General features: G+C 56.7%; 12 protein-coding genes. 5 read left to right on the top strand and 7 right to left on the bottom strand.

Annotated elements, in window-relative coordinates:
• Nucleotides 1-41: 41 nt before the first annotated feature.
• The 3 genes from CDA63_RS06470 to CDA63_RS06480 all read right to left on the bottom strand — a co-directional run bounded on the left by CDA63_RS06470 (nt 42) and on the right by CDA63_RS06480 (nt 6,415).
• Nucleotides 42-1,466, bottom strand: a complete 1,425-nt coding sequence (locus tag CDA63_RS06470) for a SusD/RagB family nutrient-binding outer membrane lipoprotein (RefSeq protein ID WP_088463633.1) — start codon at nt 1,464-1,466, stop codon at nt 42-44.
• 27 nt (nt 1,467-1,493) lie between these two features.
• The gene (locus CDA63_RS06475) at nt 1,494-4,709 is read right to left on the bottom strand and encodes a SusC/RagA family TonB-linked outer membrane protein (RefSeq protein ID WP_088463634.1); all 3,216 of its coding nucleotides are present in this window, start codon (nt 4,707-4,709) and stop codon (nt 1,494-1,496) included.
• A 212-nt stretch (nt 4,710-4,921) separates the two neighbouring features.
• The gene (locus CDA63_RS06480; RefSeq protein WP_088463635.1) at nt 4,922-6,415 is read right to left on the bottom strand and encodes a GH3 family domain-containing protein; all 1,494 of its coding nucleotides are present in this window, start codon (nt 6,413-6,415) and stop codon (nt 4,922-4,924) included.
• Between the two features lie 169 nt (nt 6,416-6,584).
• Here CDA63_RS06480 and CDA63_RS06485 point away from each other — a divergent pair, with 169 nt between their 5' ends.
• Nucleotides 6,585-7,013, top strand: coding sequence for an OsmC family peroxiredoxin (locus CDA63_RS06485; protein ID WP_088463636.1), 429 nt, complete (start codon nt 6,585-6,587; stop codon nt 7,011-7,013).
• A 223-nt stretch (nt 7,014-7,236) separates the two neighbouring features.
• Nucleotides 7,237-7,719 (top strand): hypothetical protein, encoded by a 483-nt coding sequence (locus CDA63_RS06490; protein WP_088463637.1) that lies wholly within the window; start codon nt 7,237-7,239, stop codon nt 7,717-7,719.
• A gap of 138 nt (nt 7,720-7,857) precedes the next feature.
• Here the strand turns inward: CDA63_RS06490 and dnaA are convergent, their stop codons facing one another.
• The 4 genes from dnaA to CDA63_RS06510 all read right to left on the bottom strand — a co-directional run bounded on the left by dnaA (nt 7,858) and on the right by CDA63_RS06510 (nt 12,774).
• Complete coding sequence (dnaA, locus tag CDA63_RS06495; RefSeq protein WP_088463638.1) at nt 7,858-9,357, bottom strand: chromosomal replication initiator protein DnaA; 1,500 nt, start codon at nt 9,355-9,357, stop codon at nt 7,858-7,860.
• A 174-nt stretch (nt 9,358-9,531) separates the two neighbouring features.
• A complete protein-coding gene (locus CDA63_RS06500) occupies nt 9,532-10,461 on the bottom strand; it encodes a bifunctional metallophosphatase/5'-nucleotidase (RefSeq protein ID WP_088463734.1) in 930 nt (309 codons plus the stop codon).
• 208 nt (nt 10,462-10,669) lie between these two features.
• A complete protein-coding gene (locus tag CDA63_RS06505) occupies nt 10,670-11,425 on the bottom strand; it encodes a 5'-nucleotidase C-terminal domain-containing protein (protein WP_088463639.1) in 756 nt (251 codons plus the stop codon).
• Nucleotides 11,426-11,496: 71 nt separating this feature from the next.
• Nucleotides 11,497-12,774 (bottom strand): outer membrane beta-barrel protein, encoded by a 1,278-nt coding sequence (locus tag CDA63_RS06510; RefSeq protein WP_088463640.1) that lies wholly within the window; start codon nt 12,772-12,774, stop codon nt 11,497-11,499.
• Nucleotides 12,775-12,940: 166 nt separating this feature from the next.
• On the opposite strand from CDA63_RS06510, the gene CDA63_RS06515 reads away from it, so the two are divergent.
• The 3 genes from CDA63_RS06515 to CDA63_RS06525 all read left to right on the top strand — a co-directional run bounded on the left by CDA63_RS06515 (nt 12,941) and on the right by CDA63_RS06525 (nt 18,782).
• The gene (locus CDA63_RS06515) at nt 12,941-14,731 is read left to right on the top strand and encodes a methylmalonyl-CoA mutase family protein (RefSeq protein ID WP_088463641.1); all 1,791 of its coding nucleotides are present in this window, start codon (nt 12,941-12,943) and stop codon (nt 14,729-14,731) included.
• A 134-nt stretch (nt 14,732-14,865) separates the two neighbouring features.
• Nucleotides 14,866-16,992 carry a methylmalonyl-CoA mutase gene (gene scpA / locus CDA63_RS06520; protein WP_088463642.1) on the top strand — a complete coding sequence of 709 codons (2,127 nt, stop codon included), beginning with the start codon at nt 14,866-14,868 and terminating at the stop codon, nt 16,990-16,992.
• Nucleotides 16,993-17,054: 62 nt separating this feature from the next.
• Complete coding sequence (locus tag CDA63_RS06525) at nt 17,055-18,782, top strand: T9SS type B sorting domain-containing protein (protein WP_088463643.1); 1,728 nt, start codon at nt 17,055-17,057, stop codon at nt 18,780-18,782.
• Nucleotides 18,783-18,790 lie beyond the last annotated feature (8 nt).

Here is an 18,790-nt window from a genome sequence, read left to right on the forward strand (position 1 = left end):
CCGATTGGACAGCCTCTTTTTGTGTGTACTTCTGAAGGGGTTTAAAACTTGTCCCAGAAGATTTTCGTGTTGACGTTGTCACCCCCGATAGCGGCAGCAGCAGCGGCGTTGTTGGCCGTGTTTAGGTTTTGCTCCACTACGGGATAAGGGAAGCGCACGGGCAGGTTGGAGAGGGCACCCTCTGGCTTAGTCAGCTTCGGGTAGTCCAAACGACGGAACTCGCGGTAGGAATCCACTGGCTGTCCGTAGAGGGCAATCCACTTCTGGACACCAATTTTCTGCTTGTAGTCACCAGTAGCGGTGGCATAAGCAACAGCTGGCTGGGCGAGGTAAGCAGTTGCATCAGCATCGCTGCCACCCCAACGTTTGATAGAAGCCGTTACAGCATTGTTGTAATGCGAGGCAGCCGTACCACCCACTGCAAACCCACGTGCCGACGCTTCTGCCAGCAGGAACTCCACCTGCGAGTAAGAGAGCAGGTAGCTTGGAGCTGTCGGATCTTCCAGCGCAACGCCGGGAGAAGAGAAGGACGCGTAGTTGTTGCCTACCCCATAAATACCTCCTTTGAAGGTACCGCCGTTGGGCTTGAAATAAGCGCCCAGACGTGGGTCCTTCAGCGTGTTGAGACGGTCGATGAAGAAGTTCGTACCAACGAAGTCATACCGACCGCTCTGTACCAGGTCCACATACAGCGGGTTGGTGTTGGGGTTGGAACCAAGGAAGGTAAGTTTCGCGGACTCCTCATTGGAGGAAATCAGTTTGCCAACTGTGGATTCAACCAAAGTTTTGGCCTTGGCCTGATCCACATCGACGATAGTCATGGCCAGCCGTAGCTTCAGCGAGTTGGCGAACTTAACGAAGTTGCCTGTGTCGCCATTGAAGTACAAATCAGCCGCACCCAATCCACCAGCCGACTTATCGAAGCTACCGATGGCAGTATCCAGACGCTTGATCAGATCATCGTAAATCGTCTTGGCATCGTCGTACTTGGGCTGGGGCTTGTTGAAGTCCAGAGCTTCCGAGTAAGGGATGTTGCCGTAAGTATCTACTAATACAGCCCAGGTATACACCTCCAGCGTCTCGATGGCAGCCAGTTGGTTGGCCTTCACCTTGGCGTCCATGGAGTTATCAGCCGTAATGAGCCGCTTGGCTTCATTCAGATCTGCTAGCACGTCGCGGTAAAGCGCCGACCAGAAGTTACGGTTGATATTTCGGGTATTGATGTCGTAGATGCTTTCGTCGAAGTACGTGGTTTGGGCCCAGTACTGCACGTACAGCCGGAACACGTTGGTGTTCACGTTGGCGCTAGCCAACGTAGAAGCCAATTCCCGCTCCGCGCTTGAAACGAGAGAGGTAGATGGAACTACACTAGCTCTCTTTGGGTCGATATTATAATCATCCAGCGAATCGACGCAGGATGTTGCCAGCACCATAGCTGGCAAGATGAAGAAAAGTGATTTTTTCATTGTGAGAGTCAGTTAAAACGGGTGGCGTTAGAAGCTTAGGCGAATATTACCACCAAGCGTCCGAACGGCGGGGAATGAACCAGAAGAGTAACCCTGGCCACGGTTGCCGGAGCTCAAAGCATCTTCTGGGTCAGCATCGGGCAGGTTCTTGTGCAGAATCCACAGGTTACGACCTACCACCGAGAAATCGACTCCACGGATGGCTCCAAATTTCGATACAATAGAAGTCGGCAGCGAGTAGCTCAACGATACTTCGCGCAGCTTTACGAAACCACCGTCGTAAACGAAAGCTCCGGCTGGGTTGCGGCGGTAGCCGTAGAGGCCAAAGTTCGTGTTGCTTACCCGCTTGGTGTTGGGTGTGCCGTCGGCGAGTACGCCGGGAAGAATCACCCCGCCACCTTCGCTAATGGGCAGCCGCGAGGGGTTACCCAAATCGTTGAGACCTGCCGTTTCGGGCTGCATACCCGTTGCCAGACCGTAGTAACGGTCGAGCGAGAAGATGTCGCCACCTTTGCGAATGTCGAGCAGGAAGTAGAAGCCAATACCTTTGTAATTGAACGTGTTGGTCACACCAGCAGTCCACTCGGGGTTTGGGTCACCAATAATCTCATTGGAAGAAACCGTCTGTGCGTAGTAACCGTTGGCGCCCACTACTTTCTGCCCATCCTTATACACGAGGTTAGCACCACGGATAATACCAGCTGGCTGGCCGATGGCATAGTTCGAGCTTACACCACCTTGGTAGGTAGCCAGCACGATGTTATCGAAGTCACCGAAGAGCGAGAGCACCTCGTTGCGATTGCGGGTCCAGTTAGCGTTGACCGTCCAAGAGAAGTCAGCCAGTTTAACCGGCGTCACAAATCCCGAAATCTCCACACCCCGGTTGCGTACTTCACCCGAGTTTACGAAACGGGAGTTGTAGCCGGTAGCGGTAGAAAGCGTTATTGGAAGGATCTGGTCGATGGTGTTGCGCTGGTAAACGGTAAAGTCGAAACCAACCCGATTACGGAGAAAGTTCATTTCTATACCGGCTTCCGAGCTCTTGGTGCGCAAGGGCTTTAAATCGGGGTTATTACGCGTGCCGGGCAGCGAGAACAGTGGGTTGCTGTTGTAAGTTGTAACCTTAGAATAATTGGTTAGCACCGACTGTGGATCAGCCCCTTGGCCTACTTCAGCATAGTTGGCCCGTACTTTGCCATACGAAAGCCACGACACATCTTTCAGCAATTCCGAGAACACGAAGCCCACGGCGGCTGAAGGATACACGAAGGTGTTGTTGCTGCTGGGCAGGGTGGTGGATTTGTCGCGGCGAACGGTGAGGTCAACGAAGACCATCTCCCGGAATCCGAGGGTAGCGCTGGCAAATATACCATCAACGCCAACCCTAGTTTCATCCTCAATCGGTGGTACGGGGTCAGAAACCGAGTTCGACAGCGAATACAGGTCCGGTACAATCAGTCCGCCATTGGTTTCGGCAAAGATTGAGCTGAACTGCTGGCGACGCACGTTGGCGCCCAGCAAACCACGCAGACTGATCGACTCGTTGATGTTCTTTGAGAAGTTGCCGATCAGGTCGTAGTTGTACTCGCGCGAAGTGCGGTTGAAGCGGCTGTAATTGGACAAGCCTACGCTACCGATGGCAATGCGCTCTTCCTGCACCTCATCGTATGAATCGACCGATACCCGGCCCAAAACGTTGAACCAGTCGGTAACCTTGTAGGTGGCGGCAGCATTACCGAATATGCGGTTACGCGAGTCCGTTTCGAAGTTTTTGTTGCGTACCCAATAAGGGTTGTTCCAGTAGATGGGCGTTAGGTTAGTAGGGTCAGCAAAGTTGTACGTTACGTTTCGGCCCGTCCGCTCGAAGGCCGCTTTCTGCTCCTTTAAGTCTACGTTGGTCTGCCACCACTGGCGGAAGTTGGTCATCACGTTACCATCGCCGTAACCCGTGCCGTAACGGCCTTTGCCATCAACGCGCGAATAGTTGACCGACGACGACACCGTAATCTTGGGCGTCAGGTTGAGCGAACCGCCAAAATTGAGGATGTTCTTGTTGACCTCGCTGTTTTCGAGAACTCCCTTATCGCGGATGCTGGTATAGCCCAGCTTGAAGGTGCCGTTTTCGGTTCCACCGTCAACGATAACGCTGTTGTTGAGCGTGAGTGCCGTTTTGAAGAAGGCCTCCGGACCATTATCAGCTGCTACCCAAGGACGGGCTTTGCCGAAGTTAGGCGAGGAAGGATCGAAAGCGTCCCACTGGTACACGTTCAGGTTAGGATCGAAGCGGGCACCGTACGAGGCATCCTCCGACAGAGGCGCTACCAGATCCTCTACCCCGTCGCCATCGATGTCGCGGGAGAGAAAAAAGCCTGAAGCGTCTTCGTAGTAAGTGCCGTAGCCAGCACCGTACTCCTTCTGATACTTCATGAAGGTACTACGGTCAATCCGGCCGCCGGTAGCGCCCGTATTGATGGTCACGCCAATGCCTTTACGGCCTTTCTTGGTCGTGATGATGATGACGCCGTTGCCAGCCCGCTCACCATAAAGCGCCGTAGCGGCAGCACCCTTCAGAATAGTCGTCGAGGCAATGTCGTCGGGGTTGATGTCGGTAGCGGCGTTACCGTAGTCGTAACCACCACGACCCGTTTGCTGGCCCGCGGTGTTGGTGTTGGCGTTGCTGATCGGAACACCGTCGACTACGAACAAAGGCTGGTTGTTGCCAAACAGCGAGCTGGTACCACGAATCAGAATGTTGCTGGAACCGCCGATACCGTTGCTTTGCCGAATGTTTACGCCGGCTACTTTACCCGACAGGCCATTGATGAAGCTAGGGTTACGCGCCTTGGTGATGTTTTCACCATCAACCTGGGTCGCCGCGTAGGGCAGCGAGTTGCGAGTCCGCTCGACGTTCTGGGCCGTTACTATTACCTCATTCAGGACTTTGGAGTCGGTAGCCAATCCGATGTCGATGGTCGACTCTGTGCCGATCGGCCGCTCTACCGGCACAAAGCCGATAGACGAGAAGGTCAGCGTAGTTGCAGTAGAAGGGGCACTAATAGTATAGGAACCATCGGAGTTAGTAGATACGCCAACAGTTGTCCCTTTTACCAATACCGTAACTCCGGGCAGACCCTGACCGGAAGAACGGTCGGTAACCCGCCCGGAGATTTGCCGATTCTGAGCGGCCACCTGCTGCAACAGGACGGGCGCGAGCAGAGCCGCAGTTAATAGAATTTTCCGCATGTGAGTGAAGAAGAATTTGGTGAGTTGATGTTTATCTTAAAGGTAGCGGATTCCATTCAGGACTGAAAAAGTTTGAATGGAAGCCGCTACCTTTTTCTAAAAGTAATGAACTAAGTGAACATTTAATGCAACTATCATCATTATGCTCATCTAACGTTGTTTAAATTTATATTTTTATTAAAATATTTATATTATAATTCGCTCATTAAGTCCTATTCGCTTATTAACCCGTCCGCTAACGTTCGTTCGTTGCTTAGCCGAGGCACTTTGTTCTGGCCTCCCAGCTTGCCCTGGCTCTTCATATAGCGCCGGAAAGCACCAGCTGGTAAGGCCGAGAGTTGCAGAGGAGCCAGAATATGGCCAGCGCGCAGGTCCTCGTAGTAGGAGTTGCGGCGGCGCAGGCCGGCATCGAGGGCAGCGGCGAAAGCAGCGGCATCATGGGGCGGGCGGGCAAATTCCACTAGCCACTCGTGCCGCGAAGGCGTGGCCGGGTCGGCACTTACCAAAGGGGCCACGGTGAACTCGGTTACCTCGGCTTCCGGATAAGCAATCAGGGCCTCGCGCAGGGTTTGTTCCACTTCCTCGCCAATGACATGCTCGCCGAAGGCCGACAGGAAGTGCTTGATGCGGCCCGTCACCAGAACCCGGAAGGGGTAGCGGCTCACGAAGCGCACGGTGTCGCCGAGGCTGTAGCCCCAGAGGCCGGCGTTGCTGGTGAGCACCAGCGCGTACTGGCGGTCGAGTTCCACTTCGGCCAGCGTCAGGCGGGGCGGGTTGGGCTCGAAGAATTGCTCGGCGGGCACAAATTCGTAGAAGATGCCGGCATCGAGCAGCAGGAGCAAGCCGGGGTTGTCGGGCTCATCCTGAAAGGCCAAAAATCCTTCAGAAGCCGGAAACAGTTCCAGGCTGTTCACCGGTCGGCCAATAGTGTCGAAGAGCTTGCGACGGTAGGGCTCAAAGTTGACCCCCCCGTACACGAACAGGTTGAAGTTGGGAAACGCCTCCCCTACCGGCCGGCCAGTGCGGGCTACTACTTTGTCAAAGTACATCTGCACCCAGGGCGGAATGCCCGAAATCAGGGCCATGGGAGCAGGCAGGGTTTCCTCCACGATGCGGTCAAGCTTCGTTTCCCAATCGTCGAGGCAGTTGGTGGCGTAGCTGGGCAACTGGTTGCGGCGCAGGTAGGCCGGCACGTGGTGGTTGACAATGCCCGAAAGCCGGCCCACATGAATGCCGTTGAGCATTTCCAGCTCCGGCGAACCCGACAAAAACATCAGCTTCCCATCCAGAAACTGGCTTTGGCCAGTACGGTGTACATAGTGCAGCAGCGCGTCGCGGGCGCCATTAATATGGTTGGGAATACTCTCCTTAGTAATAGGTATGTACTTAGCGCCGCTGGTGGTGCCGCTGGTTTTGGCCAGGTAAAGCGGTTTGCCCGGCCAAAGCACATCGGGCTCGCCGGCTTTCACGCGGTCGAAATAGGGCTTGAGGCCTTCGTAGTCGCGGACGGGGACGCGGGCAGCCAGGTCGGCGGCCGTGCGGGCGGCGCCCAGGTCGTGGTCGCGGCCGAAGGCGGTGCGGGCACCCTGGGCCAATAGCTCGCGCAGCACCTGCTGCTGGGTGCCAATCGGGTCGTGTTGCCAGTGGGCGTACTGGCGAACAATGTAGGCGGCCAGCGGCCGGCTCAGCGTAGCTTTCAGACCCATGAGAAAGATGATGAAGTAGGGAGATAAGGAGTTTTTCCGCTCCCGTAGCCTAACAGGCCAGCCAAAGATACATTTCCGGACCTATGAGCATGGTCGAGCTTATCCTTTAGGCCTGGTTTTGCGTATTTTCTGGTATTGACATTTTACTTCATCATTTTAGCACTTACTCATGACGCATCAACGAGGCAACGCAGTTTGGAACGGCGACATTAAAGGCAGCGGCGAACTTTCGACCCAGAGCGGCACCGTAAAAGCTCCCTATTCGGTAGGAGCCCGATTTGAAGGCGAGAAGGGTACCAACCCTGAAGAGCTTATTGGGGCAGCCCACGCCGGCTGTTTCACCATGTTTCTCACCGGCAACCTGACCAAGGCCGGCAAGCAGGTCAAGCAGATTCGGACTGAGTCGAAGGTGACGCTCGATACATCGGGCGACGTACCGAAGGTCGTTAAAATCAGCCTCAGCACCGAAGGCGAAGTGGAAGGCCTCTCGCAGGAGGAGTTTCAGAAGCAGGCCGAGTATGCCAAGGAAAACTGCCCCATGTCGGTGCTGCTGAAGGCCGTGCCCGAGATGGAGCTGGCTTTAGCCAAACTGAAGTAATTAGGAGCAAGAAGCGTCATTCCGGAGTTGATGGAGCATTTTTCCAGGTAATACCAAACCGTCTTGATGATGGGTGGTACAGCGGGAAAAGTTCCTCGCTTTCCCCGAAATGACGTTTTTTTCTGCCCACTGCTAACGAACTGTTGGCTTTCCGGCGGCCGCTTTCCGGCAACTAGAAACAACTCCTTACTTTTACGCTCTCCTTCGGTTCTTCTTTGCCTTTATGCACCCAGCTTCTACCCGCATTCGTCTCCGGCCCGCCAACACGCAGCGCATTCCTTTTTGGGGGCAGATTTTTCTGGGCCTGATGTGGGTGGCCTACACCATTTCGCTCATCGTAACGGGCGCCGGGGCCATGGATCTGCAGTTTCTGCACTACGTTTTTCTGGTCTTCAGCCTCGTGTACCTGGGTTATGTGCTGGTGCACAACTCCCCTATTTTCGGCACCCAGAGCTACCTGGAGTTCACCCCTGGCTACATCGTGCACAAAGACGGGCTGTTTCGGGCCAAAGAAGCCTTTCCTGCCGAGGGCATCACCTCCCTCGAACTCGTGCCCCAGCAGCTGCGCGTGCAGCTCCAGGATGGCACTACCCACGCCATGAGCCTGCGCCAGGTGCGCGGCGTCAAGCGTCGCCGCCTCATGCGCGAGCAGGTTCGGGCCTTCGCCGCCAAGCACAACATCACTCTGCGCGATACGCAGGCCTAGTTTTTTCTTGAGCTGTTAGCTTTTAGCTAAAAAGCGAACAAGGCCCCGTATTCAACTGAGTACGGGGCCTTGTTTTGTGCGAGGCAAATAGGTTTTCTAAACTTCAGCTAACAGCTATAAGCTCTCAGCTTAGTAGAATTATCTGCCGGCGAACTTCTTGCGCAGTTCCACAATAGTATTGCGGAACGACTTATCCGAATCAATCAGGTCGGAAACCGTTTGGACGGAGTGGATGACCGTGCTGTGGTCACGGCCGCCGAAGTGGTGGCCGATGCTCTTGAGCGAGTGGCTGGTGTGCTCCTTGGCGAAATACATGGCCACTTGCCGGGCCGTCACGACTTCCTTTTTGCGGGTTTTAGCCTTGAGCAGATCCAGCGGCACGCTGAAGTATTCGGCGCAGGTCTTCTGGATGAAGTCGATGTTGACTTCGGCTTCCACTTCCTCGATAATGTGGCGCAGGGCCTGCTTGGCCATTTCGAGGTCGATTTCGCGGCGGTTGAGGCTACTTTGAGCCACCAGCGAAATCAGTACGCCTTCCAACTCCCGCACGTTGGTATTCACCGAATGGGCCAGATATTCCACCACCTGGGGCGGAATATCGATGCCATCCTGCTGCATCTTGTTCTGGATGATGGCCATCCGGGTCTCGAAGTCGGGGCTCTGCAAGTCGGCCGTCAGGCCCCACTTGAAGCGGGAAAGCAGGCGGTCTTCGAGGCCCACCAAGTCGCGGGGGGGGCGGTCGGAGGTCATCACGATCTGCTTGCCGGCCTGGTGCAGGTGGTTGAAGATGTGGAAGAACATCTCCTGGGTTTTGTCCTTGCCCGACAGAAACTGCACGTCGTCGAGAATCAGGATATCGACCAGCAGGTAGAAGTTGGCGAAGTCCTGAACCTGGTTGGAGCGCAGGCTTTCAATGAACTGGTTGGTAAACTTCTCGGCCGACACGTAGAGCACGAACTTGTCGGTATTCGTAGCCTTGATGTGGTTGCCGATGGCCTGCACCAAGTGGGTTTTGCCCAAACCCACGCCCCCGTAAATCATGAGCGGGTTGAAGCTGGTGGTGCCGGGCTTGTTGGCCACGGCCAGCCCGGCCGAGCGCGACAGGCGGTTACAGTCGCCCTCGATGTAGTTCTCGAAGGTATAAGTGGTGTTGAGCTGCGACTTGAGGTAGTCGCGCTCGATGGTTTTGCTGGCTTCGAACGGGTTGCGCAGCGTAGCCGGCGTGGGCGCGGGCATTACGGCAGCGGCGGCCACGTTGCGGGCCGAGGCTGTTTGGGCACTCTGGGCCATAGCCGTAGCGGCGGGCGTGGCCGACGCCGCGGGCCCGGCGGCCCGGCGGGCGGTGGGCAAATTCAGCGTGCGGGGCTTCTGCTGGGCGTTGCCCTGATCGACGATGATGCTGTATTCCAGCCGTCCATCGGGCCCCAGCTCCTGGTGGATGGCCCGCTTGAGCTCCTCCACGTAATGCTCTTCCAGAAACTCGTAGAAATACGTGCTCGGCACCTGAATCAGGAGCACATTATTGTGCAACTGCACCGGCACGATGGGCTGAAACCACGTGCGGAAGCTCTGCTCACCAATCGTAGATTTGATGACGCGAAGACAGTTGGCCCAGACCGTTTGGCAATCCTTCAGCATCAAGTAAACGGGGCGAAAGCAATGGGTATGCGGTGAGGGACAGGGCTAAACGGCGGGCAGTATCGTCCCCGTTTTTTTCGGGGGGAGACAAAAATGTGGAAAACTATGGAGACAAAAAACCTCCGGGGGGCTTGTATTTCACCCCGTTTTACCACGTCCGTTTTTTAGGGCTATTCAGGCCGTGGTAATCGGAAGCACGGCCGTAGCCGCCACCGTTGGCCGGCGCTTGCCGGGCGTGAAAGAGTAGTCGAGGCGGCCCAGGTTAATGCCCGACCAGCCCACTTGGTTGATGAGTGTAGGATGACCGTTGGGGCTGGCTACGGGCACGGGCGCATCCAGAAACGTGTGGGTGTGGCCGCCCAGAATCAGGTCGATGCCATCGACCTGGGCCGCCAGCTTGTGGTCGTCGATTTTGGGGTTTTCGTACTTGTAACCTAAGTGCGAGAGGCAGATCACCAAGTCGCAGCGCTCGGCTCCGCGCAGCTTGGCCACCATTGCGCGGGAGGTGGCTACAGGGTCGAGGTACTGGGTGGCCCCAAAGTTTTTGTCGGCCACCAGGCCAGCCATTTCAATACCGATACCGAACACGCCGATACGCACGCCCTGCTTTTCGAACACCTTGTAGGGCTGGAATTTGCCAGCCAGGATGGTGTTTGTGAAGTCGTAGTTGGCAATCAGGAACGGGAACGTGGCATTAGGCAACTGCTTTTGCAGGCCTTCGAGGCCATTGTCGAAGTCGTGGTTGCCGAGCGTGCTGGCGTCGTAGGCCATCTGGCTCATGAGCTTGTATTCGAGCTCGCCCTGGAAGAAGTTGAAATAGGGCGTCCCCTGCCAGATGTCGCCCGAGTCGAGCAGCAGCACGTTGGGTTCCTGTTCCCGAACCTGGGCAATGAGCGCCGCCCGCCGGGCCATGCCGCCCATGCCCGCCCACTGGGCCGCATTGTCCGGAAACGGCTCAATGCGCGAATGCATGTCGTTGGTGTGCAGGATGGTTAGGTGCACGGCCCGGCCATCGGCCGCGGCGGCTGGTACTGCTGCCGCGCCCAACACGCCCAGCGAAGCCACGCCCAGGCCGGTATACTTCAGGAAATCGCGCCGATTGATCACAGATTTAATCACAGAGGTGGCAGAGGAAAAGGATGACGCTGATGTGGAAGTCAGCATAAAATAAGAGAAGAGGCGAAGGCGAAGGGCAGTGTTCTATTTTGAAGCAGGAAAGTTGAACGCCCTGATGCAACGAAAATCCTGCTGTTCGGCAACTAACAGATCATGTCGGTATCTGGGTTAGCCTTTTCCTCTGCCACCTCTGTGATTAATTAACGCGGCCTTCGATGCCGGCGGCAATGGGGCGGCCCTGCTGGGTTTGCTCTTTAATGTAGTCGATGATGGCCGTGCGCAGCAGCACGCCAGTATCGCGGGGCTTCAGGGCTTTAAAGAAACTCATGCCGTCGCCGCCGCCGGCCAGGTAATCGGAAATAGCAATGGGGTAGGTCTGGGCGGGGTTGAAAGGCTGACCATTGATGAGAATGGCGGTCGGTTTACCATCGGGAGACACAGTGTAGGTGGCACCCGAAACGGCCATTTTCAGTCGGGCGGCGTAGTCGAACAGCTGCTGCACTACGGGGCCGGGGGCGTCGAGCACGACCAGCTGGTTTTCAAACGGCATCAACTCGAAAACCGAACCCACAGTAACGGGTCCAGCCGGCAGCGGGGCCCGCAGGCCCCCGTTGGTCATGACGCCCAGCGGCACTGGCTGGCCCAGTTCGCGGCTGGCCCGCACCCGCTGCAAATCGCCCACGAAATTGGCCAGCGGCGACTCACCCGAATTTTTGGTCACTGCTACCGGGGCATTGCCCAGCACGGTTGTCATTTGCGCCACCACCCGCTCGCGGTAGGGTGCAATAGTAGCCGTAGCCTGCGCATTGGCAGGAATGGCCGGACCCACCGGCTGGGCCGTAACGGGTGCCAACTGGGCCTGAGGCTGGTAGGTACCACGTTGGCAGGCGGGTGCCAGGGCCACCGCTGCCAACAGGCCCAGGGCCGCCACATGGGAACGAAGAAATTGCATCGGAGTCAGCAAAAAATGGGAAAGCCGGCGCCAAAGATACGGCGGCTTTCTCGCTTAGCTGGCCGTCATCGTTATTTCGTCAGGTCGTAGCCCAGCAACAGATAAAACCGATTGACGCGGCTGCCGAACCCCACGGCGTTACTAAACCCATTGGACCGCTCATATCGCAGCTCCACCCTGGCGTTACGGCGGTTGTCCCATGCCGTAGCCAATCCAACACTGCCAATCAGCCCTTGCTCCAGGGTTCGGGGCTTCACTATCGGCACCCAGGCAGAAGCGGGATAACCATTAGGGTTGGCCGGAATGCGTACTTGGCGCTCCTCATTGTCGTTATTCAGCAGGTAAGAGAAAGAGAAACCGGCTTGCGCGAAGGGCCGAATTTCTCCCCGCGGGAAGGTGTAGCGCATTAGCAAGGGCACTCGGATGCTGGTAAGCTTAACCCTAAACTCATTGTACGTATTCGACCCCGCAATCTGACTTCTCAGCAGGTAGCTTTGCGATTCGTAAAATCCTTCGAGCCGGGCGGAGATGGTTCGGTTGACTCTGGTTAATCCCACAGTCAGCGCCACGCCTATTACCGGGCTGACCTTATCGCTCCACCCTTTGCTCACAAAACCATAAGTTGACTTTTGGCCATTGAGCACTAACCTACTCACTTCTGCTCCACCAATAAGCCCTATTCGCACGCGAGTTTTATACGCTGCGGCGCTTGGCGATACGGAGGCTGCACCCACGCACTGGTTGTAGGTTGTGACGAGCTCGCTCAGGCTGCGTTGATTGTAACGGGCGGCTGCTACTGTAGACTGCAAGGCCAGGCATTGCTGGGTGGCGGCTGCCATCGTGCGGCGGAAGGCATTGGCGGAATTCCGATAGGCTACTTCGTCGTCGGCTATTTTGCGCACGGGTGGCGGCAACAATTCCTGGACCGACTTGCCGGCCGCTGACAGGTAGAAGTGGTCGTTGCTGAGCTCGTCGCGTAGGTAGAGCAGGCTGAGTGCCCCGCGCACCAGTACTTCTAGAAAGACAGGCTGTTGCACAGTGTCGGGAGCCGCCCCATATGGTGCAGTAGGCACGGGCGGCACGGCCACGGATACCGAATCAACCTGGTACACTCGGTCGCCTACTAACCCATAGCCACGCAGTTGCTGGGGCTGATAATCGGTAATCGATGCGGCGTCAGACGGCCGGTAGCGCGCCAGCCGGGCGTTGCGCTGAGACCCACGCGAATCGACCTCGCCGTGAAGTGTGTCGCCGTCGAGCGTCACGACGTAGCCGGGCCGAAAATTTGTCTGAGCCGATGCCACGGTGGCAGTGATGAGTAGCAGCAGCAGGGGTAGTTTTTTAAGCATGTACACGAAAATGATAGGGAATTGAGGACAGTGGATAAGATCTATCCGGAAAAGCCGGGCGAAGATAGGAGTTGACAGTTTCAATGCAAGCCCGTTTTCCGGCCCCTACCCCCTATCTTTAACCCGCCCCCAGGGGCCACCCATTTCTTATCACACCTGCTACCTTATGGCCGATTCGCCGCAACCCGTGCCGGTTTCCTTCCCCGAGTTCTCGCCCGTTACCACCACCCAGTGGCAGCAGCGCCTCACCCGCGACCTGAAGGGCCAGGACCCTGCCACCCTGACCTGGCAAACGCCCGATGGCTTCCCGGTGCAGCCGTTCTACCACCGCGAAGCTCTGGATGAGCTCGGGGGAGCCCCCGCCCCGCTGGTGCGGCAGGCCAGCCCCTGGCGCAACGTGCCTACCTATAGCATAGCGGCCGGCCGGGGCCACGAAACCATTGAGCGGGCGGCGGCGGCGCTGTCGCTGGGGGCCGAAGGGGCTCATTTCGTGCTGGCCCAGGCTGAGGAGTTCGACGTAGAGTACCTGGCCCAGCGTATTCCGCTGGCCGATACGTACGTGGGCTACTCGGTAAGGCGCGGGGCGGCCGGGCTGGTGGAGCGGCTGGCCGCGGCCGGGGTGGCGCTGCGGGGCTTCCTGATCCTCGACCCGCTTACCCACCACGTACCCGACCTGGCTTCCCAGCAGGGCGAATTGCGGACCGCACTCACGAGTTGCCGGGCCTGGCCGGAATTCCGGGCCCTGGGTCTCGATGCGGCTTACTACGGCAACCGTGGGGCCACCGCCACCCAGCAGCTAGCCTTTGCTTTGAGTACGGCCGCCGCCTATTTGAGCGCGCTGCCAACCGAGGAGCTGCCGCTGGCCGACGTGGCCGCCGCGCTGCACCTGCACGTGGCCGTATCCCCAAACTACTTCTTTGAAATTGCCAAGCTGCGGGCGTTGCGCCGGCTCTGGGCCACGCTGCTGCACGCCTACGGCCTGCCGGCCGAGGCCGCCAGCCGGCTCACTATTTTTGCCAGCACCGCCACCTGGAGCCAGACCACCCTCGACCCGCACACCAACTTGCTGCGCTACGCCACCGAGGCCATGAGCGCCGTGCTCGGCGGGGCCGACGCCGTGAGCGTGGGCACCTTCGATAGTCTGTTTCACGAGCCCAACGAGTTTGCCGAGCGCTTGGCCCGCAACCTGCCGGTGCTGCTACGCGAGGAGGCCCACTTGGGCCAAGTGCAGGATGCGGCCGCCGGCTCCTACTACCTCGAAACCCTCACCGACACGCTCGCCCGCGACGCCTGGGCATTGTTTCAACACCTGGAAGCTGCCGGGGGGCTACCCGCCGCTACCGGCCTGGTACTGGAGCAACTCCACACTGCTGCCCAGGCCCAGTTCCGGCGCATTGCCACCGGCGAGCAGGTGGTGGTGGGCACCAACCGCTACCAGAACGCGCACGAGCAGTTCGACTTCAACCCCAAGCGCCTGTTGCGCAGCCCCACCTTCGATACCACCCGCGCCAATTATCCTACCGAAGTGCTGCGCCTGGCTACGGCCCTGCACTTCGAGCGGCGCGAGCTGAAAAAGAAGCGGGCGGCGCTGGTGCTGCTCGGGGCCCACACCAACGAAATCATCCTCGAATCGTTTTTGCGGACGCTGCCGGCGCCGGAGCGGCCCGAGCTGCGCCATGCCCACCCCGAGGGCACGCTGTCGGTGCTGTTTTCCTCGGCCGAGCAGGCAACGCTTATGTACGCCACGCCCGAGCAGTTCGGGCGGGTGGCCCGGGCCATCAGCCAGGTCCCGATTGACGAGTCCAGCTTCATTCCCCCCGCCCTGCTCACCGCCGACCTGGCCACCATGCAGGAAGCCATCCGCATCTTTGGCCTGAAGGAATTTTCGGTGGAGGGCTACAGCACCGAAGATGTGTTGGCCCAGTTGCAGGGGAAGTCAATTAAAAGTGAAAAGTAAAAAACCGCCCGTCCAACTCTTCCTTTTGCTTTCGCAGAGTGAAAAGTGGAATGAGGAAGCCGACAGGCCCCGACACCGCCCCGTGCAACGCTCTGGCCTCCAATTCCTGATTTTTCACTTTTAGTTTTTAAATCATGCGCCCCGATTTCTCCCAGATAGCCTACGACGCGGCCCAGCTGCCCACCCCGCCCGCCGACGCTCCCGATACCACCACCACGCCCGAGGGCATCACGCTCAAGCCATTTTACACGGCCGCCGATGTGCAGCACCTCGACCACCTGGGGTTTGGGGCGGGCATCGCGCCCTACCTGCGCGGGCCTTACAGCTCGATGTACGTGCAAAAACCCTGGACCGTGCGCCAGTACGCGGGTTTCTCAACGGCCGAGGAAAGCAACGCTTTCTATCGCCGCAACCTGGCCGGCGGGCAGAAGGGCCTGAGCGTGGCCTTCGACCTGGCCACCCACCGGGGCTACGACTCCGACCACGCGCGGGTGCAGGGCGACGTGGGCAAGGCGGGCGTGGCCATCGACTCGGTGGAGGACATGAAGCTGCTGTTTGATGAGATTCCGCTCGACCAGATGTCGGTGAGCATGACCATGAACGGGGCCGTGCTGCCGATTATGGCCTTTTATATCGTGGCGGCCGAGGAGCAGGGCGTGGGGCCGGAGAAGCTGGCGGGCACCATTCAGAACGATATTCTGAAGGAGTTTATGGTGCGCAACACCTACATCTACCCGCCGCTGCCAAGCATGCGCATCATTGCCGATATTTTCGAATACACGGCCGCGCACATGCCCAAGTTCAACTCCATCAGCATCTCGGGCTACCACATGCAGGAGGCCGGCGCCACCGCCGACCTGGAGCTGGCCTACACCCTGGCCGACGGCCTGGAGTACGTGCGGGCCGGTTTGGCGGCGGGCCTCAAGATTGACGATTTTGCGCCCCGGCTGTCGTTTTTCTGGGCCATTGGCATGAACCACTTCATGGAAATTGCCAAGCTCCGGGCGGGGCGGCTGCTGTGGGCCAAGCTCATCCAGCAGTTCAACCCCCAGAACCCGAAAAGCCTGGCCCTGCGCACCCACTGCCAGACCTCGGGCTACTCGCTTACCGAGCAGGACCCGTTCAATAACGTGGCCCGCACGGCCGTGGAGGCCATGGCGGCCGTGCTGGGCGGCACCCAGAGCCTGCACACCAACGCCCTCGACGAGGCCATTGCCCTGCCCACCGACTTCTCGGCCCGCATTGCCCGCAACACCCAGCTGTATCTGCAGCACGAAACCGACGTAACCCGCGTCGTGGACCCCTGGGGCGGCTCCTACTACGTGGAAACCCTCACCCACGAGCTGGCTGACAAAGCCTGGGCCCTGATGGCCGAAGTGGAGGAGTTGGGCGGCATGGCCAAGGCCATCGAAACCGGCTTGCCCAAAATGCGCATTGAGGAGGCCGCCGCCCGCAAGCAGGCCCGCATCGACTCGAACAAGGACATTGTGGTGGGCGTGAACCGCTACCGCCCTTCCGAGGAGCAGCAAATCGAGGTGCTCGACATCGACAACGCCGCCGTGCGCGAGTCGCAGATTGCCCGCCTCAAAGCCACCAAAGCCGCCCGCAACGAAGCAGCGGTGCAGGCGGCCCTCACGGACCTCACGGAAGCGGCCCGCGACGAGAACGGTAACCTGCTGGCCCTGGCCGTAGATGCGGCCCGGTTGCGCGCCACGCTGGGCGAAATTTCGGACGCCCTGGAGAAAGTGTACGGCCGCCACCAGGCTACTATCCGGGCCATTTCGGGCGTTTATTCGCAGGAGATGAGCTACGACGAGCAGTTTGCCAAGGCCCGCGCGGCGGCCGATGCCTTTGCCGTGCGCGAAGGCCGCCGCCCCCGCATGATGGTGGCCAAAATGGGCCAGGACGGCCACGACCGGGGCTCCAAAATCATTGCCACCTCCTTCGCCGACGTGGGCTTCGACGTGGACATTGCGCCCCTGTTTCAGACGCCCGACGAGGTAGCCCGCCAGGCCGCCGAAAACGACGTGCACGTGGTAGGCGTGAGCAGCCTGGCCGCCGGCCACAAAACCCTGATTCCGCAGCTGCTCGCGGAGCTCAAGCAGCTCGACCGCGAGGATATCCTCGTCATTGCCGGCGGCGTCATCCCGGCCCAGGACTACCAGTTCCTCTTCGACGCCGGAGTAGCCGGCATCTACGGCCCCGGCACCGTCATTGCCGTGGCGGCCCAGGAGATTTTGGAGAAGCTAGAAAGCAATTAGACAATATAAAGCCTAGCACGATAATTTTTTTTTCAATCTACCTACTTATTAAATTATCTAACATGAATATTTATTTAAAATTATCATCCTGCATTTTAATAGTATTGCTGTGCTTCATTGATAAATTTATAATCTCAGCTCAAGCACAGCAATTACCTAAATATTTATGGGCTAAATCTGGTGGCGGAGCAGATGATTCTCAAGGATTGGATGTAGCAATAGATGCATTCAATAACGCATATGTATTAGGCTCGTTTTCTGGAAAAGCAAATTTTGAGAATATTACACTTACCAGCCAAGGCAATTACGACTTGTATTTAGCCAAATATAACCCAGCAGGCCAACTTATATGGATTCGCCAAGCAGGTGGACTGGGAGATGAATTACCACGCGGTTTAACTGTAGATGCATCAGGCTCAGCCTACATAACTGGATGTTTTGGCCCTATAACGGGCGTATTCAATCAGAATCCAGTCATGAATATTGGAATGCTTACGCTAACCGGCGGATCATCATTCTCAGAAATGTTTTTGGCCAAATATGACTCAGAAGGGAACGTCTTATGGGCGAAAAATACTTTTAGTAACAACGGTAGTAGTGGAGGAAATGCTATAGCCACTGATGACAAAGGCAATGTCTACTTAACAGGCAACATGGCCAGTACTAGCCAATTTGATCAAATTACTTTTATTTCTGGAACTAGCGGGAAACTTTTTTTAGCTAAGTACAACGCGCAGGGCATCGTGCAATGGATAAAAGGTGACCTTGGCACGAGTGCCGATTTCACCAATAGTAACCTCGCTGTTACTTCTACAGGACAAATATATCTAGCAGGCACTTACTATACTGGTTTTACTCTAGGGAATACAACATTACCTGATCCAAGCCTAAATGGAACTGATTTGTATCTGGCCAAATTTAATACCCAGGGTAGCCCAATTTGGATTAAGCCTATTATTGGTGCAGGGTTTGAGCGATGCAATGGCTTATCTCTTGATTTGGCCGAAAACGTGATATTTGCAATATCTTTTCATGAAACCATATCGCATGAGAATCGACTGTTTACGGTCAAAGGACCATCAACTACTTCTAACTCTGACGCTCTACTTTTCAAATACAATTCAAAAGGTGATTTACAGTGGAGTAAACAATTAGGTGGAGAAGTCACCTATGGGCCAAATTCCTACAGCGATTCTGATTACATCAGTTCTATAAGCACAGATTATAAGGGTAATATATACATTAATGCTAGTCTTGTCGGTATGCCTACTCTTACTACCAGTGATGGATCAAGTACTAGAAATAACCACATGGTATGCTACTGTCCTTCTGGAATTATACTATGGACACGAACTACTGGGGCTCATATTAGCGACATAGTAGTTACCTCAGGAGGCGAATTACTGTCTACGGGATTCATTGAATACACACGTTATTTCGATCAGATTGCTTTAACAAGCCTAGGCAGAACTAATATGTATGTGGCCAAGATGGCTGCCAGCACTCTGCCACTCACAAATAGCGAATGCTCATTATCTGTTATTAACTCTACTATACCAAATATCATTACGCCTAACGGAGATGGTCTTAATGACGTATTCTATATCGCAGGCCTGCCAGTTGGCCCTTGGCAATTGCAAATTTATTCTCGCTGGGGCAAGCAGGTGTATAGTACTGATAATTATCAGCAAGATTGGAACGCATCAGGCTTACCTGCTGGAAATTATTATTACTACTTCCAACATTCTAACCAACCCTCTATGCGCGGATGGTTACAAGTTATACGCTAGTTTTTATT

This window comes from Hymenobacter amundsenii (genome assembly GCF_002204745.1).
Classification (GTDB): Bacteria; Bacteroidota; Bacteroidia; order Cytophagales; family Hymenobacteraceae; genus Hymenobacter; species Hymenobacter amundsenii.